The sequence below is a fragment of the Massilia sp. ZL223 genome (assembly GCF_018119395.1).
Taxonomy (GTDB): domain Bacteria; phylum Pseudomonadota; class Gammaproteobacteria; order Burkholderiales; family Burkholderiaceae_D; genus Telluria.
On the sequence record NZ_JAGPWD010000003.1, the window covers coordinates 110,110 to 134,527 of the forward strand.

Here is a 24,418-nt window from a genome sequence, read left to right on the forward strand (position 1 = left end):
GATCTGGCATATCCAATACATGCAATTTGTTTGCATCATTTTGGGCGGAACCCTAGGATGAGCGCCGGTAGCACACCGCTTTCGTTCATCACTCACAAGGAATAGTCATGCAAGCCACAAGAAAACTATGGACATGGCTCGCCGTCATCTGCGTGATTTCCTTCTCCGTACTCGGCTGGGTCGGCAGGGAAATCTACTTGCAGGCGCCGCCGATACCGGTCACCGTCACCGATCCGCAGGGAGGCGTCCTGTATTCTGCCGGCCAGATCCAGCAGGGCCAGCAGGCCTGGCTGGCGGCCGGCGGCCAGCAGCTCGGCACCGTCTGGGGCCACGGCAGCTATGTCGCCCCGGACTGGTCGGCCGACTGGCTGCACCGCGAAGCCGAGGCGCTGCAGGATGCGCTGGCGCGGCGCGAATTCGGCGCCGGCTACGCGCGCCTGGATGCGGCGCGCCAGGGCCATGTCGACGCGCTGGTGCGCGCCGAGCTGCGCCGCAATACCTATGACGCGGCCAGCGGCACGCTCTCCCTGTCCGCCGTGCGCGCCGAGGCCGTGCGCGAAGTGGCGCGCCACTACGCCGGCCTGTTCGGCGACGAGGCCGGCCTGGACGGCCTGCGCGAGCAGTACGCGATGCGCCCCAACTCGCTGGCGGCGGAACAGGACCGCGCCGCGCTCACCGGCTTCTTCTTCTGGTCGGCCTGGGCCGCGGCCGCCGACCGCCCGGGCGAGACGGGCCTGAGCTACACCAGCAACTGGCCGCACGAGCCGCTGGCCGGGAACACCCCGACCGCCGGCGCCGGCATCTGGTCGATCGCGAGCGTGATCCTGATGATCGGCGCCATCGCCGCCATGGTCTTCTTCCATGGCATGCACAAGGACGAGGAAGATCCGCCGGCGCCGAAGAGCGATCCCCTGATCGACCTGAAGGCCACGCCCTCGATGCGCGCTACCCGCAAGTACTTCTTCGTGGTGGTCGGCCTGATCCTGGCCCAGGTGGGCATGGGCGTCATCACGGCACACTATGCGGTGGAGGGCAACAGCTTCTTCGGCATTCCGCTGGGCGACGTGCTTCCCTTTACCGTGAGCCGCACCATCCACACCCAGTTCGCGGTGCTGTGGATCGCCACCGCCTGGCTGGCCACCGGCCTGTACATCGCGCCGGCCATTTCCGGCCATGAGCCGAAGTACCAGAAACTGGGCGTCGACGTGCTGTTCTACGCGCTGCTGTTCATCGTGGCCGGCTCCACCGCCACCGGCTGGCTCGGCACCTTGCGCGGCGCCGGCAGCGAATTCTCCTTCTGGATCGGCAACCAGGGCCTGGAATTCACCAGCATGGGCCGGGTGTGGCAAGTGCTGCTGTTCGCCGGCCTGCTGTTCTGGGCCTTCCTGCTCGGGCGCGGCCTGTGGCCGGCCCTGCGCAAGCCGTCCGAGAGCCGCGGCCTGATCGCCATGGTCTTCCTGGCTGCCTTGTGCATCGGCGGCTTCTACGCCACCTCGCTGACCTGGGGCCGCGGGACCCATTACTCGATGGTCGAATACTGGCGCTGGTGGCTGGTGCACCTGTGGGTGGAGGGCTTCTTCGAGGTCTTCGCCACCGCCGTGATCGCGCTGCTGTTCACCCGCCTGGGCCTGATCCGCGCGGCCTCGGCCAACAGCGCCATCGTGCTCGAGACCATCGTGTTCCTGTTCGGGGGCATCCTCGGCACCCTGCATCACCTGTACTTTACCGGCACCCCGACCTCGGTGATCGCGATCGGTTCGATGTTCTCGGCGCTGGAAGTGGTGCCGCTGTCGCTGATCGGCCTCGAGGCCTGGCGCAACTACCAGCGCACCCAGGCCGCCGCCTGGGTCCGCAACTACAAGTGGGCGATCCTGTGCTTCATCGCGGTCGGCTTCTGGAACACCGTCGGCGCCGGCCTGCTCGGCTTCGCCATCAATACCCCGATCGCGCTGTACTACATGCAAGGCCTGAACATGACGGCCGCCCACGGTCATGCCGCCCTGTTCGGCGTCTACGGCATGCTGGGCATCGGCCTGATGCTGTTCTGCCTGCGCGGGCTGAGCGCGCGCGCCGCCTGGTCGGACGCGCTGCTGCGGCCCATGTTCTGGCTGCTGAACATCGGCCTGGCCATGATGGTGTTCCTGTCGCTGGTCCCGGCCGGCATCTACCAGGCGGTCGCCAGCATCAGCAAGGGCATGTGGTACGCCCGCTCGGCGCAGGTGATCCACTCGCCCTTCATGGAGAACATGGTGTGGCTGCGGGTCCCGGGCGACGTGGTGTTCGCCGTGGGCACCGTGTTCCTGGCGCTGTTCGTGCTGCGCCTGATGCGCGGCGGGCGCAGGCCGGTGGCGGAAGCGCTGCCGGTGCGGGCCTGATGTCCGCCTGATGTCTTACCCCGGCCGCGCCGCGGCCGGATTATCGAAATCATCGAAAGGAGTTTCCCATGTCGCACAATTGCTCTGAACCGAACGTCTCCAACCGTACCTGGGTGTTCGACGCGCGCGGCATCGCACGCCGCTTCCGCCATGCCGCGATCTTCGGCGCCCTGCGCGCGCTGCTCCCCGGCGAAACCATGCGCTTTTGTAACGACCACGATCCGCTGCCGCTGCTGGCGGAGCTGGGCGAACACTTCGGCGAACGCCTGAACGTCGTCTACCACCGCCGCTCGCCGGGCGACGTGGTGATCGACTTCGTGGTGCGCGCATGAGGAGCCGGCCGTGCGCCTGACGGAATTCACCGACCATGCCTTGCGCCTGCTGCTGTATCTGGGCCAGCACCGCGACCGCATCGTGACGGTCGACGAGATCGCGCGCCGCTACGGCATCTCGCGCAACCACCTGGCCAAGGTCGTCAACGAGCTCGGCGCCTGCGGCCTGATCGACACGCTGCGCGGCCGCAGCGGCGGCATGCGCCTGGCGCGGGACCCGCGACTGCTGCGCATGGGGGAGGTGGTCCGGCGCACGGAGCCCAATTTTCATATGGTCAAATGCTTCGCCGGCGAGGCGAGGGAATGTCCTTTCGACGCCGACTGCCGCCTGCGCGCATCGCTGGCGCGCGCCACCGCCGCCTACCTGCACGAACTCGACCGCGTGACCCTGGCCGACCTGCTGTCTCCCTGCCAGGACCTTGACCCGGCCCCGATCTGAGGAATCATCATGAGCACCCATTCGACCGCGACGATCCCGCTCGACGTCTCCGGCCTGCTGCCGCCCGAGCCGATGGAGCAAATACTGGAAGCGCTGGCGGCCATGGCGCCGCAGCAGCGTCTCCAGGTGCTGATCGACCGCGAGCCGCACCCGCTGTACAAGATCCTCGACCGCCATGGCTACGGCTACCGGACGAGCGTCCGGGCCGACCACCGGTTCGACCTCCTGATCCAGAAAATCCCATGCAACGATCCCTGACCTATACGGCGATGCCGCCGATCCAGGTGCCGCTTCCCTTCCTGCTGGCGGCGCCATGCTTCGCCCTGGCGGCGGCCCTGCTGCTGGCCTGGCAGGGCGAAACGGCGCTCGCCTCGCGCTGGACGCCCGTCACCCTGGCGATGACGCACCTGCTGACCCTGGGTTTCCTGACCATGACCATCGTCGGGGCGCTGTTCCAGCTGCTGCCGACGGTCGCCGGCGTCGGCATCCCGCTGGCGCGCCCGGTGGCCGCCTTGTCCTGGGGCGCGCTGGCACTGGGCACGCTGCTGCTGGCCGGCGCGCTGGGCCTGGGCCTGGGGCCCGCTGCCTACCAGGCGGCGGCAGGGGTGCTTGGCCTGGCCGGCTTCGTGGTCCTGGCCGCGGTCGGCACCGCGATCTCGCACAAGATCGCCCCGGTCGCCAGGCCGCTGGTGCGCGGCGTGCGCCTGGCCTCGGCGGGGCTGGCCGTCACCATCGGCCTGGGCGCTTCCCTGGCCCTGTACCTGAGCGGCATGGGGCCGCTCGACGCCCCGCTGCTGACCGACATCCATGCCTCCTGGGGCCTGGTCGGATGGGTGGTCGCGCTGACGGCGACGGTGTCCTTCCAGGTCATCCCGATGTTCCAGGGGACCCCGGCCTATCCGCGTTCGCTCGAATCCTGGCTGCCCGCCGCGCTGGTGGCGCTGGTGGCAGGGTGGAGCGCCGCGGCCCTGGCGGGCGTGGGCGCGCTGCGCCTGGCGGCGGAGGCCGGCGTGGCCCTGCTGCTGCTGCGCTATGCCGGCGCCACGCTCCTGTTCTTCCGCAAGCGCAAGCGGCCGGCGGACGTGGGCACGTATTACTGGGTCCTGGCGATGGGCAGCCTCGCGCTGGCGGCGCTGGTCCATTTCCTGCCGCTCGGCGCCGACCAGCGCCCGCTCCTGATCGGCATCCTCGTGATCGCCGGCTTCGGGATGTCGGCCGTGAACGGCATGCTGTACAAGATCGTGCCTTTCCTGGTCTGGTATCACCTGCAATCCGACGCGTCGCTGCCGCGGGAACGGGTGCCGGCGCTGAAGAACATCCTCGATGGAGAACGTGCGCTGAGGCAGTGGCGCTGGCATGTGGTGGCGCTTGGACTGCTGGCCGCGGCGCCGTTTGCACCCGCCGTGCTGGCGCGGCCCGCCGGACTGTTCCAGGCCCTGGCCATGCTGCTGCTGATCCGGGACCTCGGCGGCGCGGCCGGACAGTATCTGTCGCTGCGCAGGCGGCAGTCAGGGACCGTGGTACAGGGGCACGCGCTGTGACCGTTCCGCAAGCCTCGCGCGTGTATACGCCGGTCCGCTGCCTCAGGTTTGCGGCCCTGGGCGCCGACCTGGCGGCAGAAACCGTCCATATCAGCGGCGTGATCGGAATTTCAGCCATGCACGCCGTTACTCGTCACGAACCCGGTTACGTCATGTTGCACGAGGGAAGCCTGATTCCGCTGGTCGACTACCGCAGGCCCGAGTCTCGGCAATGCCCCATGGCGGGGGCGCCGGCCCTGGTCGCCATGGTCTATCGCAGGAAGTTTGCCCTCGTGGTCGACCGGATCGAGGGTGGGCTCGACGTCGAGTGCGCGGAAATCGCGCCCCCGTCCGATGCGCTGGCCTGCCGGTTTCCCTATCTGACCGGCCGCATCTCCCGGGCTGGGGCCGACATTTACCTGGTCGACGTGGAGCGTCTGCTCGGGCCAGCGATCGAAAAGCATCTCCTGAAACCCAGGTGAAGCAGCATGGGCGGAACGATGCTGGCCCAGCCAGCACGGCTAGCACGTCAACGAACCGTGCGTCAGGTCTGCCGTACCGATGGTACTTTTCGAACAACCTTGCCCATATGTAGAAACTGTCTGGAGTCTCCACATGGATTGGCGCCCGATTCTCGTCATCAGTTTGGTGATTGCCTTACCTGCCATGGCCCAGCCCCAGGCCGGCCCGGCCGGCGAGCGTATTCCAGACACGATGGAGGCGCGGGTTGCGGCCTGCATCGGCTGCCATGGCGCCGCCGGGCGGGGCGTCGACAACGTCTATTTTCCCCGCCTCGCCGGCAAGCCGACCGGCTACCTGTACAATCAGCTGGTGGCCTTCCGCGACGGCCGCCGCAAGTACGTGCCAATGAACTACCTGCTGGCCTATTTGCCCGACAGCTACCTGTACAAGATGGCGGAACACTTCGCCGCCCAGAACCCGCCGCCGCTGGCCCAGCCTCCCGTCAACGCCTCGCCGCAACTTCTGCGCGATGGCGAGCGCATCGTGACCCAGGGTGTGCCGGGCAAGCGCCTGCCGGCCTGCGTCGCCTGCCACGGCGCCGACCTGGCCGGCCGCGAACCGGGCATTCCTGGCCTGCTCGGACTGCGCGCCGACTATGTCAGCGCCCAGCTCGGCGCCTGGCGCTACGGGGTGCGCACCGCGCTTGCCCCAGATTGCATGCAGGTGATCTCGTCCACGCTCAGCGAGCCGGAGGTGGCTGCCGTTGCGGCCTACCTTGCCTCGCGCCCGGTCACCAATGCCCGTCCTGCGAAGACGGCCCCGGCCGCGCTGCCGCTGCGCTGCGGGAGCCAGCACGCGAGCCAGGGAGGAGCGCCGAAATGAACCCGATCCGATTCTCTGCACGGACGGCCCGGTGGCTGGCGCCCGCGCTCCTGCTGGCGGCCATGCAGGCGCCCGCACCGGCGCAGCAAACGGCGCGGCCGGCCGCGCGGCCGGCAGGCAGTGCACAGCAGGCGCTGGTCGAACGCGGCAAGTATCTTGCCCAAGCGGGGGACTGCATCGCCTGTCACACTGTCCCTGGCGGCAAGATCTTCTCGGGCAACCGGCCGATGCCCACGCCCTTCGGCACGCTCTATGCCCCCAACATCACGCCCGACCCGCAGACCGGGATCGGCAAGTGGACCGCCGACGATTTCTTCAAGATGATGCGCACCGGCCGCTCGCGCAACGGCGAGCTGCTGTATCCGGCCATGCCCTTCGCGAGCTACACCAAGGTCACCCGCGCCGACAGCGACGCCATCTTTGCCTACCTGCGCTCTGTGCCGCCGGTGCGCCTGGCCTCTCGCCAGCATGACCTGCGCTTTCCCTACAATAACCGGGCGCTGCTGATCGGCTGGCGCACGCTGTACTTCCAGGAGGGCGAATACGTCCCCGACAAGACCAAGTCGGCCGAGTGGAACCGCGGCGCCTACCTGGTGCAGGGGCTGGGCCACTGCTCGATGTGCCATACCCCGATCAATGCGCTGGGCGGCTCCTCGCAGGAACGCGCCTTCCAGGGAGGCCTGATCCCGATGCAGAACTGGTATGCGCCCTCGCTCACCTCGAACAAGGAGGCAGGGCTGGGCACCTGGGAGATCCAGGACATCATCGACCTGCTGCAGAAAGGCGTGTCGAACCGCGGCACCGTCTACGGCCCGATGGCCGAGGTGACCTTCAACAGCCTGCAGTTCATGACGACGGAAGACGTGCGCGCCATGGCGGTCTACCTCAAGAGCCTGCCGGCCGACCAGCCGATGCAGAGCGACCCGGCGAACGCCCCGGCGCGCGCCAACCTCACCCAGCAGTTCACGCAGGGCAAGCGCGTCTACGACGCCCAGTGCGCCAGCTGCCACGGGGCCCAGGGTCGCGGAAAGCTGCCCCACTATCCGCCGCTGGCCGCCAACCAGTCGATCACGATGACCTCGGCCGTCAACCCGATCCGCATGGTGCTCAACGGCGGCTATCCGCCGGGCACCCGCCGTAATCCGATGCCCTACGGAATGCCGCCGTTCTTCCATTCACTGTCGGACGGGGAGATCGCCGCCGTCGTCACCTATATCCGCACTGCCTGGGGCAACCGCGGCGCGCCGGTGAGCGAACGTGAAGTCAACGAGCTGCGCTCGGCAACGGTTGAATGAGTCCATCGAGGAGAGTCCATGATCCTGGAACCGAGGGAAAGCGACGCCAGCTTCGACCAGCAGCGCGTCGACGCCGTGGTCGCACAGGGGCCGCGCGGCGCCTTTGCAGTGGCCGGCCTGGCGGTCGCCATCGTGATGGCGATGTGGGTGGCCTTCTATGTGCTGGTCTACCTGGCGCGGGGAGGGGACTGAGATGGCCCACGACGCCTCGCCCGGCGCGGCGGTCGCCCATGGCGCCGAGTCGCGCTGGGCCATCCTGGTCGGCGCCATCGTCCTGTTCCTGGTCGGGATGATGGCCTACATGAGCCTGCACTGGGCCGCCATGCCGCCGGTGCGCACCGAGACCATCGATCCCGGCACCCTGCACATCTCGGGCGAATTCATCGAGAGCAACCTGGGCTCCAGCGTCGAGCCCGACGGCACGGTCATGGTGCGCGTGCTGGCCAACCAGTATTCGTTCACCCCCTCCTGCCTGCTGGTGCCGAAGGACACGCCGGTCCACATCCGCGGCACGGCGGCCGACGTGGTGCACGGCTTCTCGATCAGCAAGAGCAACGTCAACGTCATGCTCCTGCCCGGCTATATCTCCAATTTCCGCACGAAGTTCGAACAGACCGGCGAGCACGTCATGCCCTGTCACGAATACTGCGGGGTGGGCCACGCCGCCATGTGGGCGAAGGTGAAGATCGTCGAGAAGGCCGAATTCATGCGCCTGGCCGCGAACGGAAGGAGGCTGAGCTGTGTTGGACAATGACACCAGGCGCCTCGTGCTGGCGCACTTCTGGATCGCCTTCATCGCCTTCTTCGTGGCGCTGCTGCTGGGCGAATGGCAGATGTACATCCGCAGCCCGCTGCGCGACTGGATCGGGAATCCCGAGCTGTACTACCGCGCGGTCACGGCCCATGGCTCGGCGATGGGCTACGTGTTCCCGACCCTGGTGGCGATGGGTTTCGGTTACGCCATCGTCGAACTGGCGCTCAAGCAGACCCTGGTCGGCAAACGCTGGGCCTGGATCGGATTCTTCCTGGTCGTGCTGGGCACGGTGACCGCCATGGTGCCGGTCTCGATGGGCCTGGCCACGGTGCTGTACACCTTCTACCCGCCCCTGATCGGCAATGCGTTCTACTACATCGGCGTGGTGCTGGTCGTGGTCGGCTCGTGGATCTGGGTGGCGCTGATGTCGCTCAACCTGTATGTCTGGAAAAAGGCGAATCCCGGCGCCGCCGTGCCGCTGCCGATGTTCGCCAACCTGGCCGGCGCCTACCTGTGGGCCTGGACTTCGCTGGGGGCGGCGATCGAGATCCTGTTCATGATCCTGCCGGTCGCGCTTGGCTTCAAGAACACCATCGATGCCGGCCTGGCCCGCGTGTTCTTTTCCTGGACCCTGCATGCGATCGTGTATTTCTGGCTAATGCCTGCCTACATCGCCTTCTATACGCTGGTGCCGCGCGCCATCGGCGGGCGCCTTTACAGCGACAAGATGGCGCGCATCTCTTTCGTGCTGTTCCTGGTGTTTTCGATGCCGATCGGCGTACACCACCTGTTCCAGGACCCGCAGGTGGGCTCGGGCATGAAGTTCCTGCATGCGGTCTTCACGGGCATGGTCTCGATCCCGACCTTCCTGACCATCTTTACCATCACCGCCTCGGTCGAGATCGCGGGACGCCTGCGCGGCGGGCGCGGTGCCTTCGGCTGGGTGAAGGCGCTGCCCTGGAAGAACCCGATGATGCTGGCGGTGGCCTTCTCCTTCATCCTGCTGGGCTTCGGCGGGGCGGGCGGCCTGATCAACATGAGCTACCAGCTCGACTTCGCCGTGCACAACACGCAGTGGATCACGGGGCACTTCCACCTGATCTTCGGCGGCGCCATCGTCATCATGTACTTTGCGCTGGCCTACGACTTGTGGCCCCACCTGACCGGCAAACAACTCGCCAGCGGCCGCCTCATGCGCACCCAGCTGTGGCTGTGGTTCGTCGGAATGATCGTGCTGACCTTCCCCTGGCACGTGGTCGGCGTGCTCGGCATGCCGCGCCGCATGGCCTACTTCGACTACAGCAATCCCGAGATCGCGCCCCAGGCCATTACGGTGATCATCACCTTCTTCGGCGGCCTGATCCTTGTCGTGTCCGGTCTGCTGTTCCTGCTGGTGCTGCTGGGCGGCCACCGCAGCGGGCGCATCGAGCTGCCCGAATTTCGCTTCAGCCAGGTGGCGCACAACGAAGGGCGGCTACCGGCCGCGCTGAACGGCTACGCGCTGTGGCTGGCGCTGATGATCGGCCTGTCGATCGTGAACTACGGCTACCCGATCAGCCAGCTGATGGCGCTCAAGCAGACCTCGGTGCCGGCCGTGCCGGTAGGGAGCCAGCCATGAGCGACGAAAGAATCTTTTCCCTGCGCAACCGCTGGTTTGCCGGGAGCGTGGGCGCGATCCTCGTGATCGCCTTGGTGGCCGCCTTCATCGGACTCGTCTGGCTGCCGAAGGCCCACGAGCGCAATGTCATGCAGAGCATGTGGGAGGCGATCTGCAGCGCCGTCGGAGCGCCGGCGCCTTTCCGGGCGGCCGGACTGCCGGCGGAACAACAAAAGTACCCGAGCAGCGTCATCGTCAACGCGCACATGATGGAGGTGGGCGAGGCGTCGGTTGGTAGGGGCGCGACCTTGGCGATGGCCTGCACCATGTGCCACGGCGCGCGCGGCACCAGTCCGGCCGGCACGCCCCACCTGGCCGGGCAGCCGGCCTCCGCCACGTACAAGCAGCTGCGCGATTTCCTTTCCGGCCACCGGCCGAGCGCCATCATGCAACCCCTGGTGGCCGAGCTGGACGACCAGGACATGCGCGACCTGTCCGCCTATTACGCCTCGCTCGAGCGCGAACGCATCGCCGACATCGCGCCCTCGGCCAGCGGAACGCCGCGGCTGGTGCGCAACGGCGATCCGATGCGCAGCGTCGGCGCCTGCTCGTCCTGTCACAGCCCGCATGCGGTGAGGCCGGCGACGCCGGTGCTCGAAGGGCTGTCCGAGGCCTATCTGAGCGACCAGATGCTCGCCTTCCGCGACGGACGCCGGGCCAACGACATCAATGGCCAGATGCGCAATGCCGTCCGCAACCTGAACGATGCGGAAATTGCGGAGCTGGCGCGGTACTATGCCGGACGCTAACATGCCAAGCACAGATTCGGTTTCGAATTCGTAACGCAAGCTCGCGCGGTGGGTCTTTCCTGTCTGCGGATCTTGCGCCAGATGCCTATTGCTAGAGTCTCAGTTCCTTGCTTGATGAAGACCAAGGTGAACGAACTCAAGAGGCGAAAATTGTGGTTCTCGCCTAAGTGTTTGAAATTGTTGAGTATAATACGCCCTGCAAAGCCGTCTAGACGGGTTCGACTCCCGTCCTCGCCTCCAGAATCAAGACAATCGCCGGCTCAAGCCGGCGATTGTCATTTCTGGCTTCACATTTGCTATTTTGCGAACATCACCATGTTTTACGGAATCAAGACAGTCAAGGAAGCGCTCGCGTTGATGCTGCGCGTCTGGCGCGAAGCTATCGTTTTTTTCCTTAGTATCGAGTTGTGGCTGATGGTCCTGGTGGCCGGCGCCACCGTCGGCGGGGTGTGGCTGGCGTTCACGGGCGATGTGCGCGGCATGCTGGCGCTTAGCCTGGCTGCCGCTTATCTGCTCGGGCGTGTGGTGCTGCACGCGAAGCGCATCCTCTCCTGGCCTTTCCTATAAGTCGCGGAGTGGGCCAGATCCTTCGCCGGCGACACGTGTAGTACTGGTCTGGATCAGGGGAATGGCGTCATAATGCTTGTCATTTCGGCCAATCGTATGGCCAGCATGCGTCCAACCAATGAGAGCCCCGATGTCAACCTCGAAGTTTTCCTTTAGACCGCTGTCGTTCGCGCTTCCGGCAGCGATCCTCGCCACGCTGGCCGGCTGTGCCGCCCAACCCGTCCCGCAGCCGCCGACGCAGATCGGGGTTGCCTCCTTTAACATGGCCTGGGCTGGTTCGCAGCAGGACTTCGACCGCCACGCCGCCGTCTGCCAGGCCGTCTCCTGGTGCGATACACGTCCCCGGCGCGAGCGGGGACAGGCGTCCGCCAGCGAAGAAGCCGTGCGCGCAGCGAAACAATGCGCCGCCGACACCGAGCGCCTGGCGGGAGGGCCCGCGCAGCTGGCCATGATGCCCCCATGCTCCGCCTACCAGGGCCGTGGCGCCTCGGCGCCGCTGGCCAGCAGCGACTACGCCGCCAAGCTGGCCGGCCTGCAGGCGACGATCAACAACCTGATCGCGACGCAGCAGGTGCGCGTGATCGCCTTCCAGGAAGTGCGCTCGGCCGAGGTCATCAAGCAGCTGCTCGGCCGCCACGCCGGGCGCTTCAGCGTGTGCGACGCGCCGCACGAGGGCTTCCAGACCGTGGCCTTCGCCTGGGACCGCAGCCTGGGCCAGGAGCCCGGGCGCTGCAGCGTGGAGACAGGCCTGGCGGTGAGCGACAATCCCGCTGATCCGGAAGCGCGCAAGGTGCGCCCGGGCCTGGCGCTCGAGCTGCAACTGCCGGGGCGCCGTATCAGCTTCCTGAATGTGCACCTGAAGTCCAGCTGCGCCAACATCGTGCCGACACCTATCTATCAGGCGCGCCTGCTCGACGATCGCGCCGGCGCCTGCCAGGTCCTGAACCGCCAGGTGGCGCCGCTGGAGCGCTGGCTCGACAAGGTCGCGCAGCGCAGCCCCGAGTTCGTCCTGCTGGGCGACTTCAACCGCCGCATCGACGAAGAGGCCGCCGCCGCGATCCGCCCGGATCAGGTGCGCGCGGACGGCAGCAATCCGGCCGGCGTGCCGAAGCAGGATGCGGACGGCAAGGTGGCGACGCGCTACCTGTGGCAGGAGCTGAACGACGGCACCCGGTCCCTCAAGCAGGTCCCCTTGACGGGCGTCGACGCGAATTGCCGCGGCTTCTCGGGCCTGGACCATATCGTGCTCAGCGGCCCGCTCGCGGCGCTCCAGCCCGAGGGGCTCGGCTCGCGCAAAACGGCGGTAGTGCAGACGCCGGGACAGCGTATCGAGACCAGCGATCACTGCCCGCGCAGCGTCAATCTGGTGTTCTAGTCTGTGCGGAGCGCGCCGGATCCGGCATGTGCAGGCTGGCGCGCCACCCCATTCCTGACCGTCATCGTGGCGAGCCGCGGCTCGCGCACCTGGAAGGCCGCCATGTCTTGCGCGTACTCGTCGAGCACCTCGAGGGTCCTCCTCACCGGCGCATAGCCGTTGCCTTTTTCCGTCCACCAGGTCTGCATCTGCACGCGGCCCGCATAGGTCACTTCGCCTTCCACCACCTCGATCACGGTGTCGTCCTTCGGCCCCACGACCTGCTCGTTACCCGGCGTACCCACCGTTAAGGATCTCAGGTAGTACTTGCCCGGCTTGACCGGCTTGAGGAAGGCCGGGTAGCCGCGGTCGGTCCTGGCCGGCTGCTCCACGTTCACATAGCCTGCGAACGCCCCGCCGCCCCGAAGCACCCAGAACGGCGACCCGGCCGAACCCCGCACCGTGTCGAAGTAGACGATCGTGCTCCCGGCCGTCGACATGGCGGTCGGCTGGTCGTTGCTGTGCAGGCGGTTGGCCTGCACCACCATCGTCGCCACCAGGCCGTAGCCCGGCTTCATCAGCGGCACGTTCGCATCGCCGAGGCGGTGCGCCGGCCCCGTCTCGCAGGCGGTGAGGGCGAGCAGGGCGGCGGAGAGCAGTACTGGGCGTGCGGACAAGGGAAAACGCATGGAGGCTCCTCATGAGGTAGTCGGGCAAAGCTGCGCCATTGAAGTTGCAATTATGCAATAATCTTCAGCCGGAGAGGGCGTCCCGGCCCACATTATTGAGCATGCATAAGGCGTGCGGTCTGCCGTCCGCCAAAGGAAGAAACGATGAAATTCAAGGACTTGATCGTGAACAGGGCAGAACGCTTTTCGCTGGGCGTGGAAGAGGCATCGGGACGCTATTTCCTTTCCGTGCCGGTCCGTAACGATTTTGCCGAGTACGAGGAATACTACGCACTGACACCTGGCCAGTTCGAGCGCTTCCGGCAAGACCGCGCGGCGGCATCCGCTTTCGCATCGGCCTGCCGCCGGCGTGAACACGACGCGCTGTTGATGGTCCAGCCTGGCGGTTCGCGCGGCGTGGCCAACTAGTTTGCGCGCCGCCTGTCCCTGAACGTCGCACCGCCGGCTGGCACAACTGTTCCAAGCTGCAACAGCTTGGCATCCTCATCGCCGGGCCGGCCCATGGCACACCAATTGCTCCTGTTCGATTACCCAACTCGATAACCAGCAGGAGACAAGCATGAAGCACCCCATCCGCGTTTTCGCCGCCGCACTCGCACTCGCCGCCGCCATCACCCCCGCCTTCGTGCAGGCGCACGGCCCGGTCACGCCGCAAGCCGTCGACACCAAGGGCTTGCCCGACCTGGGCAAGCAGTGGCGCGACGAGAATCCCTACCGCGCCAATCCTCACGCGCTCAAGGTCGGCGCATCGGCCTATAACCAGAACTGCGCCCGCTGCCACGGCCTGGAAGCGGTATCGGGCGGCATCGCGCCGGACCTGCGCCAGCTGGACCGCGACTGCACCGGCATGAAGAACGCCGCCAAGAAGGCCGCCTGCTACAAGGAGATGGACAACTATTACCTCACCTCCGTGCGCAACGGGAAGGTGCGCAACGGCGCCGTGTACATGCCGCCCTTCGAAGGGGTGTTCAACCAGGAAGCGATGTGGGCCATCAAGACCTACCTCGAATCGCGCCGCGAGTCCAACTGATCCACCAACCGTAGAGGCCAAGCATGAGCAAGCGTTTGATGAGCCGGCGCCGCGCGCTGCTGGCATGCGCCGCCGCGGCATTCGCCGCCGCCGCCCCGGCACGCGCCGGCTGGGACAAGATCCGCGAAAGCGGCGCGCTGAAGGTGGCGGTCTACAACGAGTTCGCTCCCTTTTCCGACAAGGGAGCGGGGATTGACGTGGACCTGGCCCAGGTCCTGGCTGCGAAGCTGGGCCTGCGCCTGAGCCTGATGCCTTTCCCGGCGGACGAGGAGGTCGCGGACGACCTGCGCAACATGGTGTGGAAGGGCCATTATCTCGGCTACGGCCCGGCGGACGTCATGCTGCACGTGCCGGTCGACAGCCGGCTGATGGCCGACAACCCGCAGGTCAGGATCTTCGCACCCTATTATGTGGAGAGCCTGCGCCTGGCGCGCAGTGCGGCGGCGATCCCGCAGCTGCAGGGCGTCGATTCGCTGGCCGGCAAGCGCATCGGCGTCGAGAAGGTCTCGATCGCCGGCATGCTGATGCTGGGCGAGGCGCGCCTGCGCGAGCAGGTCCGCATCTATCCGACGGCGGGCGAGGCCCTGGCCGCGCTGAAGGCGGGTGCGCTCGACGCGGTGCTGGCCAAGCGCTCCGAGGTCGAAACGGCCCTGCGCGACGATCCGGCCTTTCCGGTCGAGGAGCTGGCTTTCCAGCGCATGCCGCGCAACGGATGGGCGGTCGGGATGGCGGTCCGCAAGGACAACGAGGACCTGGCGCGCCGCCTGCAGGCTGCCGTCAACGAGATGACCGCCAGCGGCGAACTGGCGGCCCTGTTCGAGAAGCATGGGGTGAAGGCCGTGCGCCCGTGACCGGCTTGCGCCGCAATGGCACGGCGCTTGCATTTGCCTCCGTACCGCGTCTCCCGGACGCTTCTACGAAAGGCCGATCATGTCTTCTCTTCGCGTTTGCCTGGCCCTGGCCGGCATCCTGTCCGGCGCTGCCGCCCTTGCCGCGCCGCTTGCCTACATCCCCAACGAAAAGTCCGCCACCCTCAGCGTGATCGACACGGCCACCGGCACGGTGGTGCGCGAAATCGCCGCCGGCAAGCGCCCGCGCGGCATCGCCGCCGATCCGCAAGGCCGCATCCTGTACGTCACCGACGCCGGCAGCAGCGCGCTGCTGGCGCTGGACGCCGCTGCCGGCACCACGCTCGCTACCATCGCCCTGGGGAAGTCGCCGGAAGGCGTCAGCGCGTCCAGCGACGGGCGCTTGCTGGCGGTGGCGGTCGAGGAGGGCAACAGCGTGGCCCTGATCGACGCGGCCAGCCGGCGCATCCTGGCCGAGATCCCAGTGGCGGGCAAGAACCCGGAACACGCCGTCTTCAGCCCCGACGGGCGCTGGCTGCTCGTCAGCGCCGAGGACGCGGAGCAGGTGGACGTGATCGATGTCGCGCAGCGCCGCCAGGCGGGTTCGGTCGCGGTCGGCCTGCGCCCGCGCGGCATCGGCTTCAGTCCCGACGGCAGCCGCGCCTATATCGCCTGCGAGCTGGCCAACGCGGTACACGTGGTCGACATGGCCGCCCGGCGCAGCCTGGCCGTGATCCCGGCCGGGAAGAACACGGCCGGCGTCGCCGTGCACCCGGGCGGCAAGCAGGTCTATGTCTCGAACGGCGCGGACGGCACCGTGATGGTGGTCGATGCCGTGCGCAACGCCGTCACCGCGACCATCCCGGTCGGCAAGCGGCCATGGAACATGGCGCTGACGCCGGACGGGGCGCGCCTCTACGTTGCCAACGGGCGCTCGGACAGCGTCTCGGTCATCGATACCGCCACGGGACGCCGCCTGGACGATATCGCCGTCGGACAGCTGCCCTGGGGAGTGCTGATCCGCTGAGCCTTCCCGCCGCTGTCACAGATTGCAACAGATGTACCAGAAAGGGGCGCGCCTTCTTCGGCGCCTGCTCGCCCGGCCGGGCTTCTCCCTGCGGGAGCGCGGCGAAAACGGGGCTGGCACGGCCCTTGCGAAAAGGAAGTCGTGGTCAACACAAGCCCGTTCCACCGACGGACAACTCAACACAGACATAGAGGATGACATGAATCTCGCGGACATCAACAAGCTGGGCGTCGCCAATCCCTTCAAGCAGCGCTACGACAATTTCATCGGCGGCCGCTTCGTCGCGCCGAGCAAGGGCGAGTACTTCGCCAATATCACCCCGATCACCGGCCAGCCCTTCTGCGAAGTCGCGCGCTCCACGGCTGAAGACGTGGAAGCCGCGCTGGACGCCGCCCATGCCGCCAGGGACGCCTGGGGCAAGACCTCGCCGGCCGAGCGCGCGCGCATCCTGAACAAGATCGCCGACCGCATGGAGGAAAACCTCAGCCTGCTGGCCACCGCCGAGACCATCGACAACGGCAAGCCGATCCGCGAGACGACGGCGGCCGACATCCCGCTGGCGATCGACCACTTCCGCTACTTCGCAGGCGCCATCCGCGCCCAGGAAGGCTCGATCGCCCCGATCGACCACGAGACCTACGCCTACCACTTCCACGAGCCGCTGGGCGTGGTCGGCCAGATCATCCCCTGGAACTTCCCCATCCTGATGGCGGTCTGGAAGCTGGCGCCCGCCCTGGCGGCCGGCAACTGCGTGGTGCTCAAACCCGCCGAGCAGACCCCGGCCTCGATCATGGTGCTGATGGAGCTGATCGGCGACCTGCTTCCGGCGGGTGTCATCAATGTCGTCAACGGTTTCGGCCTGGAAGCCGGCAAGCCGCTGGCCTCCAGCAAGCGCATCGCCAAGATCGCCTTCACCGGCGAGACCGGCACCGGCCGCCTGATCATGCAATACGCAGCGCAGAACCTGATTCCCGTCACCCTCGAGCTGGGCGGCAAGTCGCCCAACATCTTCTTCGAAGACATCATGGACGCCGACGATGCCTTCTTCGACAAGTGCCTGGAAGGCTTTGCCATGTTCGCGCTGAACCAGGGCGAGGTCTGCACCTGCCCCTCGCGCGTGCTGGTGCAGGAATCGATCTACGAGGCCTTCATCGAACGCGCGCTGGAACGCGTGGCCGCGATCAAGCAGGGCAATCCGCTCGACAGCGCGACCATGATCGGCGCCCAGGCCTCGCAGGAACAGCTGGAGAAGATCCTGTCCTACCTCGACATCGGCCGCCAGGAAGGCGCCCAGGTGCTGGCGGGCGGCGAGCGCCATGTGCAGCAGGGCGAACTGGCAGGCGGCTACTACGTGCGCCCGACCGTGTTCAAGGGCGATAACGCGATGCGCATCTTCCAGGAAGAGATCTTCGGGCCGGTGGTCTCGGTCACCACCTTCAAGGACGAGGAGGACGCGCTGCGCATCGCCAACGACACCCTGTACGGGCTCGGCGCCGGGCTGTGGACGCGCGATACGGCGCGCGCCTTCCGCGTCGGCCGCGCGATCCAGGCCGGCCGGGTGTGGACCAACTGCTACCACCTGTACCCGGCGCACGCGGCCTTCGGGGGCTACAAGCAGTCGGGCATCGGGCGCGAGAACCACAAGATGATGCTCGACCACTACCAGCAGACCAAGAACCTGCTGGTCAGCTACAGCCCCAACGCACTGGGCTTCTTCTGAGGCGTGAACCCGCGCCGGCATGGCGCCGGCGCGACCTGGACATAGGAGCAAGCATGAGCACCTCGATCGACCGCGTCTGCGCCACGCCCGCGGCGCTGGCCTTCATCGGCGAACTGCGCCGCCGCCATGGCCCGCTGATGTTTTTCCAGTCGGGCGGCTGCTGCGACGGCAGTGCGCCGATGTGCTACGCCTCCGGCGACTTCGGCTTGAGCGACACCGATGTCTATCTCGGCAACCTGGACGGCGCGCCTTTCTACATGGGCATCGAGCAGTTCGGCTACTGGGAGCACACCCAGCTGGTGATCGACGTGGTGGACGGGAACGGCGGAATGTTCTCGCTCGATAACGGGACCGGGCGCCGCTTCCTGACGCGCTCGCGGCTGTTCACCGACGAGGAATGCGCGCTGCTGCGCTCCCTGCCGGTGCAGCAGGGATTTTGAATGCAACGATAACAACAAGGAGACGATGATGAAGAACACCATGCTAGCCGTACTCACCGCCACGGCGGGCGTCCTCGGAACGGTGCAGGCCGTCGAGGTGACGAATGCGATGATCGACAACGATGCGAAGGACCAGAAGAGCGTGCTCTCCTTCGGCATGGGCACCAACGGCCAGCGCTATTCGACCCTCACGCAAATCAACACCGGCACCGTGAAGAACCTTGTGCCCGCCTGGTCGTTCTCGTTCGGCGGCGAGAAGCAGCGCGGACAGGAGTCGCAGCCGGTGATCCACAACGGGAAGATGTTCGTGACCGCGTCCTATTCGCGGATCTTCGCGATCGATCTCAAGACCGGCAACAAGCTGTGGAAATACGAGCACCGCCTGCCGGACGGGATCATGCCCTGCTGCGACGTGGTCAACCGCGGCGCCGCGCTGTTCGGCAACCTGGTCATCTTCGGCACCCTCGACGCGCAGCTGATCGCGCTCGACCAGGACACCGGCAAGATCGTGTGGAAGGAAAAGGTCGACGACTACGCCGCCGGCTATTCGATGACCGCGGCGCCCCTGATCGCCGAGGGCGTGCTGCTGACCGGCGTGTCGGGCGGCGAGTTCGGCGTGGTCGGCCGCGTCGAGGCGCGCAACCCCGCCACCGGCGAACTGCTGTGGGTGCGCCCCACGGTGGAAGGCCACATGGGCTACCGCTACGACAAGGACGGCAAGGAGATCGAGAACGGCGTGTCCGGCACGGTCAACAAGTCCTGGCCGGGCGAACTGTGGAAGACCGGCGGCGCCTCCACCTGGATGGGCGGCACCTACGACGCCACGACCAAGCTTGCCTACTTCGGCACCGGCAACCCGGCGCCGTGGAACAGCCACCTGCGCCCGGGCGACAACCTGTACTCCTCGTCCACCGTGGCGCTGGACGTCAAGACCGGCCAGATCAAGTGGGCCTACCAGAACACGCCCAACGACTCCTGGGATTTCGACGGCGCCAACGAGTTCGTCACCTTCGACATGAACGGCAAGCGCTATGGCGGCAAGGCGGACCGCAACGGCTTCTTCTACGTGATCGACGCCAGCAGCGGCAAGCTGCAGAACGCTTTCCCCTTCGTGCGCAAGATCACCTGGGCCAGCGGCATCGACCTCAAGACCGGCCGCCCGATCTACGTGGCGAGCAACCGCCCCAGCGACCCGACCAAGGGCGACGGCAAGAAGGGCTCCATCGTGTTCGCGGCGCCGGCCTTCCTGGGCGCGAAGAACCAGATGCCGATGGCCTACAGCCAGCAGACCGGCCTGTTCTACATCCCGGCCAACGAGTGGGGCATGGATATCTGGAACGAACCGATCTCCTACAAGAAGGGCGGCGCCTTCCTTGGTGCGGGCTTCACCATCAAGCCGCTGTTCGACGACTACATCGGCGCGCTGCGCGCGGTCGATCCGAAGAGCGGCAAGATCGTGTGGGAGGCGAAGAATACGGCGCCGCTATGGGGCGGGGCGATGGCGACCGCGGGCGGCCTGGTGTTCTACGGCACGCCGGAAGGCTTCCTCAAGGCCCTCGATGCGAAGACGGGCAAGGAACTGTGGAAGTTCCAGACCGGCTCCGGCGTGGTGGCGCCGCCCGTCACCTGGCAGGACGGCGATACGCAGTATGTGGCGGTGGTGTCCGGCTGGGGCGGGGCGGTGCCACTATGGGGCGGCGAGGTCGCGAAGAAGGTCAACTTCCTCGAGCAGGGCGGCTCGGTGTGGGTGTTCAAGCTGGCCGCGAAAGGGTAAATCTGTTTAACGGAAGGGCTGCGTGCATTGGGTCCGTGCACGCCTGCCATGTTTGCTGACGGTTTCGGCCGTCAGCTTTTTTTTTGCCGTTTCGGGCAGCCGCCCAGGCGACCCAGAACGGCGCAGCGAACAGTCCGACTGATCCGTACTGGGACAAGCGATCGCGCGCAACGCCCGATTCGACGGGCGAAACGCCCAGGCACGCTCCTTGCCATTTCCTTCATGTGCATCACCAGATGCCCACACCCACAAAAAACAATGCGAGGAGACACACATGAAGAAGATCTGCGTACTGGCCGCACTGTCGGCATGCATCCAGCCTGCACTGGCGGTCGACATCAAGGCCGGCGAATGGACCGTGTCGGTCGGCGGCATCGTCAACGCCTACGCCACCGCGGTGGATTGCAAGGGCGATGCGGTCGGCGGCCTGGCGCTGGCCGGCCAGGGCCTCGGCTGCGGCGGCGAGGACAGCCGCACCACCATCGGCAACGGCCTGCTGCCCAACGCCCTGATCGCATCGGCGTCGTCGCAGCAGGGCGGTTTCGACGTGAAGGCACTGGTCGGCATCTACGCCGCCACCGCCACCGACAGCGCGATCGCGCAGAACAGTACGGTCGACGTGCGCCAGGCCTTTTTCACCTTCGGCCGCGCGGACCTGGGCACCTTCAAGCTGGGCCGGGACTACGGCATCTTCGGCAGCCATGCGATCCTTGGCGACATGACCCTGGTCGGCGCCGGCGCACCGGTGCAGGCGACCCAGCGCGGCCGCGTCGCGCTCGGCCACATCGGCGCGGGGTACAGCTATCTCGGCACCTATGGCCAGATCGCCTACACCACGCCCGCCAGCAGGGGCTTCACTGCCGACATCGCGGTCATGAGTCCCGTGGCCGATACGCCGGTGGTGGCCGGCTCCGCCTATTCGTCGACCTCGTCGCCGCAGTTCCAGGCCCAGCTCAAGATGAGCCAGGGCGGCTTCAAGGGCTGGATCGGCGCCAAGGCGCAGCGCTTCAACGGCGTGGCTTCGGGCACGCCCGACCTGTCGATGCGCGGCGTCGAAGCGGGCGCGTCCTTCGATGCCGGCGCGGCGGGGCTGCTGGTCAACGTCCAGAGCGGCAAGGGACTCGGGGTGCTGTCCGACGCCGACCAGGGCGAGGTGCGCACCACGCACTTCCTGGTGCAGGGGACCTACAAGGCCACCGACAAGCTCAAGCTGGGCATCGGCTACGGCAAGAGCCGCAACAAGGAGGCCGCGCCCGGCACCGGCGGACTGCGCTCGAACGCGAACCTGACCGTCGGCGCCTACTATGCGCTCAACAGCGTCATCACCCTGGTCGCGGAAGCCGGGCAGACGCGCTCCGAAGCCTTCGCCGGCCAGGAAGCGCGCATGAACGGCGTGTCCTTGGGCGGCATCATCTTCTTCTGACGGGCGACTCCCATGCGCGCGTTCCGCTGTCTGTTGTTGCTGGCGCTGCTGCTTGCCGGCGCGGCGCGTGCCGGCGTGCTCACCAGGGAAGAGGTGGCGCGGCGCTTTCCGGCGCCGATCGTGGTGGGCGTCAAGGCCAGCGAAGTGCCGGCCTGGCCGCTGTTCAAGCAGAACGGCACGGCGACGGAGCTGGTCGGCTATGTGTTCGAATCCATCGACCTGGCGCCGGTGCCCGGCTTTACCGGCGTGCCGCCCAACCTGCTGGTGGCGATCGACCCCAAGGGCCGCTTCATCGAGGTGGCGGTCCTGTCCCAGCACGAGCCGGTATTCATGGAGGGATTGGGAGAGGGGCCGCTGCACGCGTTCGTGGCGCAGTACGAAGGCGCCTCGCTGGGGCAGAACATCGATGTGGGCGGGCCGGGCGGAGCAGGGCGGGTGCGGCTCGACGGCGTGTCCAAGGCCACGGCGTCGGTCCGCATCGTCAACCAGAGCGTGCTGTCGGCCGCCTTGCAGGTGGCGCGCGCCAAGCTCGGCTTCGCGCAGGGACGCGATCCCGGCCAGGTCGCGCGCATCGACCATGCGGTGTTCCGGCCCATGGACTTGCGCGCGCTGCGCGAGGCCGGCATGGTCGCGCACCTGCGCGTACTCAACCGCGACGCCGAGAAGCTGTTCGCGGGCAGCGGCGGGGAAGGCCTGGACCAGGAAGCGCTGGCCCGGCCGGACGAGGTCTTCATCGATCTCTACCTGGCCTGGGCCTCGGTGCCCGCGGTCGGCCGCAACCTGCTCGATGCCGCCAGCTGGAAGCGGCTCCAGGGCAGGCTCGACAGCGGCGACCATGCGCTGCTGGTGATGAGCACGGGCCGCCATGGCATCCTGGCCGAGGATTTCGTGCGCGGCAGCGTGCCCCAGCGGATAACGCTGCGCCAGGATGGCTGGCCGATCGAGATGCGCGACCTCGACCTCGACCTGAAGCTGCGGGAGGCGTTGCCGGTGACGGAAGTGCTGGCGCTGCGCGTTATTGGCCAGGCAGGGCTGGATGCCGCACGGCCGCTCGATTTCAGCTTGCCGGTGACGCGCAACAAGGGCATCGTCTATCCGGAACGGATCACGCGCGAACTGCAGCTGGCGTACCGGTTGCCGGAACACCTGTATCACCCTAGGGAAGCGCCGTCCCCGGCCTGGCAAGCGAGCTGGCGCAGCCGCTTGCCGGACCTGCTGGTGCTGGCGGCCGCGCTCGCGCTGCTGGCCGTCGCGCTGGCGCAGTCCGGCCGCCTTGCAAGAAATGCGAGCCGGTTCGCCTGGATGCGCGGTGCGTGGCTGCTATTCACGGTCGCCTTCATCGGCTATCACGCCCAGGCCCAGCTCTCGATCGTCAACCTGACTGGGGTCCTGCAGGCGCTGCGCGCAGGGCGCGGCCTGGACTTCCTCCTGTTCGATCCGATGTCGCTGGCCTTGTGGGCCTTCGTGCTGGTGTCGCTGCTGCCGTGGGGACGCGGGACCTTTTGCGGCTGGCTGTGTCCCTTCGGCGCGCTGCAGGAACTCGCGGGCCACCTCGGCCGCGCACTGCGCTTGCCGCAGCTTGCGGTGCGCCGCGTCCTCGACGCGCGCCTGCGGCGCATCAAGTACTTGGTGCTGGCCGCGATCCTGGGCGCCGCCTGGTTCGCGCCGGCGCTGGCGGACAGGCTGGTGGAGATCGAGCCCTTCAAGACGGCGGTCACGCTGGCCTTCGACCGTGCCTGGCCCTTCGTCGCATGGGCGGCAGCGCTGCTGGCGCTGGCGATGGTCTCGACCAAGTTCTTCTGCCGCTACCTGTGCCCCTTGGGTGCGGCGCTGGCGCTGGCGGGGCGGGTGCGCATGCTCGACTGGATCAGGCGCCGCGCGGAATGCGGCGCGCCTTGCCAGACCTGCCGCCACCGCTGCGGCTACGGTGCGATCCGCGCGGACGGAAGGATCGACTACCGCGAATGTTTCCAATGCATGGACTGTGTGGTGATCATCGAGAGCGACAGCCTGTGCGCTCCGCGCATCCTCGACAAGAAGCGCGGCCGGACAGTGGCCATCCTGCAGGTGGCGGCAAAATGAGGGAGATGGCGGCGATGCACAGACGAAGCTTTATCGCGGCGGCGCTCGGGTCGGCGAGCGTCCTCGGAGACACCGCGCAGGCAAGGGCGCCGCGCACCCGGCTCCACACCGGCGCGGCGCTGGCCTTCGGCACCACGGTGGCCGTCACGGTCCGCCACGAGGATGAACGCGTGGCGCGGCGCGCGATCGATGCGGCGCTGGCGGCCGTCGGGCGGATCCAGCGCCTGATGAGCATCTATGATCCGGGCAGCGAGGTATTCCGCCTCAACCGCGACGGTGTGCTGGGCGCGCCGGCTCCCGAGCTGCTGGCCGTACTGCGCCATGCGCGCGACTTGTCGCAGCTGACCAATGGCGCCTTCGACATCACGGTCCAGCCCTTGTGGGAAGCCTGCCGGCAGGCGTTCGGCCAGGGGCGGCCGCCCTCGGCGGCGGAGCGCGAACGTGCCCGCGCCCTGGTCGGCTGGCGGCAAGTGGAGGCCAGCCCGGAGCGCGTGCAGGTGCGCAAGCGCGGCATGCGCATCACGCTCAATGGCCTGGCCCAAGGCTACGCCGCCGACCTGGCGCTGCGCGCGCTCAGGCAGCATGGCGTGGCGCATGCATTGCTCGACACCGGCGAGTTCGCATCAAGCGGCGCGGCGCAGGACCGGCCGTGGGCGCTGGGCGTGCCCGATCCGCGCGCACCTGGCAGGCTGGCGGCGTCCTTCGCCCTGGACGGCCGCAGCGTGGCGACATCGGGCGACTACGAAGCCGCGTTCACGCGGGATTTCGTCCACCACCATATCTTCGATCCCGCCACCGGCAGTTCGCCGGCGGACCTGGCCAGCGTGACCGTGCTGGCGCCCACGGCGCTGGAGGCGGACGGACTGTCGACCGCCTTCATGGTGATGGGCGCCCGCTGCGCCCACAGCCTGGCGGCGCGCCTGGGCGGCGTGGATGTGCTGACCATCGACAAGCGTGGCCAGGCCTGGCGCTCGCCGGGTTTTCCGGAGCCCTTGTGAT

25 protein-coding genes are annotated in these 24,418 nt (G+C 67.5%); 24 read left to right on the plus strand and 1 reads right to left on the minus strand.

The window, feature by feature from the left end; translation table 11 throughout:
• The first annotated feature begins 107 nt into the window (after positions 1 to 107).
• The 14 genes from KBW95_RS03325 to KBW95_RS03390 all read left to right on the plus strand — a co-directional run bounded on the left by KBW95_RS03325 (position 108) and on the right by KBW95_RS03390 (position 12,407).
• Complete coding sequence (locus KBW95_RS03325; protein ID WP_211527476.1) at positions 108 to 2,375, plus strand: nitric-oxide reductase large subunit; 2,268 nt, start codon at positions 108 to 110, stop codon at positions 2,373 to 2,375.
• Positions 2,376 to 2,443: 68 nt separating this feature from the next.
• Entirely contained in the window at positions 2,444 to 2,707 is a 264-nt protein-coding gene (locus tag KBW95_RS03330) for a DUF2249 domain-containing protein (protein WP_211523733.1), read from the plus strand.
• Between the two features lie 10 nt (positions 2,708 to 2,717).
• On the plus strand, positions 2,718 to 3,146 hold the full coding sequence (locus KBW95_RS03335) for an Rrf2 family transcriptional regulator (RefSeq protein WP_211523732.1): 429 nt from the start codon (positions 2,718 to 2,720) through the stop codon (positions 3,144 to 3,146).
• Positions 3,147 to 3,155: 9 nt separating this feature from the next.
• Positions 3,156 to 3,404 carry a DUF2249 domain-containing protein gene (locus KBW95_RS03340; RefSeq protein WP_211523731.1) on the plus strand — a complete coding sequence of 83 codons (249 nt, stop codon included), beginning with the start codon at positions 3,156 to 3,158 and terminating at the stop codon, positions 3,402 to 3,404.
• On the plus strand, positions 3,389 to 4,687 hold the full coding sequence (locus KBW95_RS03345; protein WP_211523730.1) for a permease: 1,299 nt from the start codon (positions 3,389 to 3,391) through the stop codon (positions 4,685 to 4,687). Before KBW95_RS03340 ends, KBW95_RS03345 begins: the two co-directional genes overlap by 16 nt.
• Complete coding sequence (locus tag KBW95_RS03350; protein WP_211523729.1) at positions 4,684 to 5,148, plus strand: chemotaxis protein CheW; 465 nt, start codon at positions 4,684 to 4,686, stop codon at positions 5,146 to 5,148. The genes KBW95_RS03345 and KBW95_RS03350 overlap by 4 nt, the downstream gene beginning before the upstream one ends.
• A gap of 184 nt (positions 5,149 to 5,332) precedes the next feature.
• On the plus strand, positions 5,333 to 6,010 hold the full coding sequence (locus tag KBW95_RS03355; RefSeq protein WP_229429513.1) for a c-type cytochrome: 678 nt from the start codon (positions 5,333 to 5,335) through the stop codon (positions 6,008 to 6,010).
• Positions 6,007 to 7,305 carry a c-type cytochrome gene (locus KBW95_RS03360; protein ID WP_211523728.1) on the plus strand — a complete coding sequence of 433 codons (1,299 nt, stop codon included), beginning with the start codon at positions 6,007 to 6,009 and terminating at the stop codon, positions 7,303 to 7,305. The genes KBW95_RS03355 and KBW95_RS03360 overlap by 4 nt, the downstream gene beginning before the upstream one ends.
• 18 nt (positions 7,306 to 7,323) lie before the next feature.
• Complete coding sequence (locus KBW95_RS03365; RefSeq protein WP_211523727.1) at positions 7,324 to 7,497, plus strand: hypothetical protein; 174 nt, start codon at positions 7,324 to 7,326, stop codon at positions 7,495 to 7,497.
• 1 nt (position 7,498) lies between these two features.
• On the plus strand, positions 7,499 to 8,059 hold the full coding sequence (locus KBW95_RS03370; protein ID WP_211523726.1) for a cytochrome C oxidase subunit II: 561 nt from the start codon (positions 7,499 to 7,501) through the stop codon (positions 8,057 to 8,059).
• Between the two features lie 13 nt (positions 8,060 to 8,072).
• Complete coding sequence (locus KBW95_RS03375; RefSeq protein WP_373888752.1) at positions 8,073 to 9,677, plus strand: cbb3-type cytochrome c oxidase subunit I; 1,605 nt, start codon at positions 8,073 to 8,075, stop codon at positions 9,675 to 9,677.
• Complete coding sequence (locus tag KBW95_RS03380; RefSeq protein ID WP_211523724.1) at positions 9,674 to 10,465, plus strand: c-type cytochrome; 792 nt, start codon at positions 9,674 to 9,676, stop codon at positions 10,463 to 10,465. The genes KBW95_RS03375 and KBW95_RS03380 overlap by 4 nt, the downstream gene beginning before the upstream one ends.
• Positions 10,466 to 10,780: 315 nt before the next feature.
• Positions 10,781 to 11,032: a hypothetical protein gene (locus KBW95_RS03385; protein WP_211523723.1), complete on the plus strand. Its 252-nt coding sequence runs from the start codon at positions 10,781 to 10,783 to the stop codon at positions 11,030 to 11,032.
• Positions 11,033 to 11,162: 130 nt separating this feature from the next.
• The gene (locus tag KBW95_RS03390) at positions 11,163 to 12,407 is read left to right on the plus strand and encodes a hypothetical protein (RefSeq protein WP_211527478.1); all 1,245 of its coding nucleotides are present in this window, start codon (positions 11,163 to 11,165) and stop codon (positions 12,405 to 12,407) included.
• On the opposite strand, the gene KBW95_RS03395 is transcribed toward KBW95_RS03390, so the two are convergent.
• On the minus strand, positions 12,404 to 13,075 hold the full coding sequence (locus tag KBW95_RS03395) for a hypothetical protein (protein ID WP_211523721.1): 672 nt from the start codon (positions 13,073 to 13,075) through the stop codon (positions 12,404 to 12,406). The genes KBW95_RS03390 and KBW95_RS03395 overlap by 4 nt on opposite strands.
• Positions 13,076 to 13,219: 144 nt before the next feature.
• Here KBW95_RS03395 and KBW95_RS03400 point away from each other — a divergent pair, with 144 nt between their 5' ends.
• The 10 genes from KBW95_RS03400 (at position 13,220) to KBW95_RS03445 (ending at position 24,417) form a co-directional block, all read left to right on the plus strand.
• Positions 13,220 to 13,483 carry a hypothetical protein gene (locus KBW95_RS03400; RefSeq protein WP_211523720.1) on the plus strand — a complete coding sequence of 88 codons (264 nt, stop codon included), beginning with the start codon at positions 13,220 to 13,222 and terminating at the stop codon, positions 13,481 to 13,483.
• Positions 13,484 to 13,634: 151 nt separating this feature from the next.
• Positions 13,635 to 14,105, plus strand: a complete 471-nt coding sequence (gene pedF / locus KBW95_RS03405; protein ID WP_211527479.1) for a cytochrome c-550 PedF — start codon at positions 13,635 to 13,637, stop codon at positions 14,103 to 14,105.
• 23 nt (positions 14,106 to 14,128) lie between these two features.
• Positions 14,129 to 14,956 carry an ABC transporter substrate-binding protein gene (locus tag KBW95_RS03410; RefSeq protein WP_229429514.1) on the plus strand — a complete coding sequence of 276 codons (828 nt, stop codon included), beginning with the start codon at positions 14,129 to 14,131 and terminating at the stop codon, positions 14,954 to 14,956.
• Positions 14,957 to 15,035: 79 nt separating this feature from the next.
• Positions 15,036 to 15,980 (plus strand): beta-propeller fold lactonase family protein, encoded by a 945-nt coding sequence (locus KBW95_RS03415; RefSeq protein ID WP_211527480.1) that lies wholly within the window; start codon positions 15,036 to 15,038, stop codon positions 15,978 to 15,980.
• A gap of 199 nt (positions 15,981 to 16,179) precedes the next feature.
• Positions 16,180 to 17,700 carry an aldehyde dehydrogenase gene (adh, locus tag KBW95_RS03420; RefSeq protein ID WP_211523717.1) on the plus strand — a complete coding sequence of 507 codons (1,521 nt, stop codon included), beginning with the start codon at positions 16,180 to 16,182 and terminating at the stop codon, positions 17,698 to 17,700.
• Between the two features lie 53 nt (positions 17,701 to 17,753).
• Positions 17,754 to 18,140 (plus strand): DUF779 domain-containing protein, encoded by a 387-nt coding sequence (locus KBW95_RS03425; protein WP_211527481.1) that lies wholly within the window; start codon positions 17,754 to 17,756, stop codon positions 18,138 to 18,140.
• 40 nt (positions 18,141 to 18,180) lie between these two features.
• On the plus strand, positions 18,181 to 19,914 hold the full coding sequence (locus tag KBW95_RS03430; RefSeq protein ID WP_229429535.1) for a PQQ-dependent methanol/ethanol family dehydrogenase: 1,734 nt from the start codon (positions 18,181 to 18,183) through the stop codon (positions 19,912 to 19,914).
• A 274-nt stretch (positions 19,915 to 20,188) separates the two neighbouring features.
• On the plus strand, positions 20,189 to 21,337 hold the full coding sequence (locus KBW95_RS03435) for a porin (protein ID WP_211527482.1): 1,149 nt from the start codon (positions 20,189 to 20,191) through the stop codon (positions 21,335 to 21,337).
• 12 nt (positions 21,338 to 21,349) lie between these two features.
• Positions 21,350 to 23,419: a 4Fe-4S binding protein gene (locus KBW95_RS03440; RefSeq protein WP_211527483.1), complete on the plus strand. Its 2,070-nt coding sequence runs from the start codon at positions 21,350 to 21,352 to the stop codon at positions 23,417 to 23,419.
• 14 nt (positions 23,420 to 23,433) lie between these two features.
• Positions 23,434 to 24,417: an FAD:protein FMN transferase gene (locus KBW95_RS03445; protein ID WP_211527484.1), complete on the plus strand. Its 984-nt coding sequence runs from the start codon at positions 23,434 to 23,436 to the stop codon at positions 24,415 to 24,417.
• Position 24,418 lies beyond the last annotated feature (1 nt).